This window comes from Pseudomonas sp. 2822-17 (assembly GCF_002742485.1).
GTDB lineage: Bacteria > Pseudomonadota > Gammaproteobacteria > Pseudomonadales > Pseudomonadaceae > Aquipseudomonas > Aquipseudomonas cyclaminis.
Genome location: NZ_LJRZ01000506.1, coordinates 1 through 435 on the forward strand (window position 1 = coordinate 1; position 435 = coordinate 435).

Here is a 435-nt window from a genome sequence, read left to right on the forward strand (position 1 = left end):
ATTCTATTTAAAGGGATGGTATCTGGAGAGGTTGAGACTCATAAACGAATGCTTGGAATGGTGAAAAAACTGAGGAATTATAATGAATCATTAATGAAAGATCCACGCTTTTCATCTATGATATATCCTGTCGGTGACGGTGTTTTAGTTAGTATAAAAAAGTGAGATAAAAGAAGGTGAAATGGATGAAGAGAAAACCTGAATTATTGGTTACGCCTAGGGACGTTGAAGCTATTGAACCTCTCATAGAAGCTGGAGCATCTGCGATTATGGTTGGGGAAGAACGATATGGTCTACGTCTAGCAGGGGAATTTAACAGAAGCGAAATTAAAGAAGCAGTATCCATTGCGCATGGGAAAAATGTCAAAGTGTATGTAGCAGTAAATGCTATTTTCCACAACGATTTATTACCTGAACTCCCTGAGTATATAAAGT

The 435-nt window shown here is 37.5% G+C and carries 1 protein-coding gene; it reads left to right on the plus strand.

What is annotated here, in order from left to right; genetic code table 11:
• Positions 1–185: 185 nt before the first annotated feature.
• On the plus strand, positions 186–435 hold a 250-nt coding region (locus AOA60_RS22180), incomplete at its 3' end, for a hypothetical protein (protein WP_218240728.1).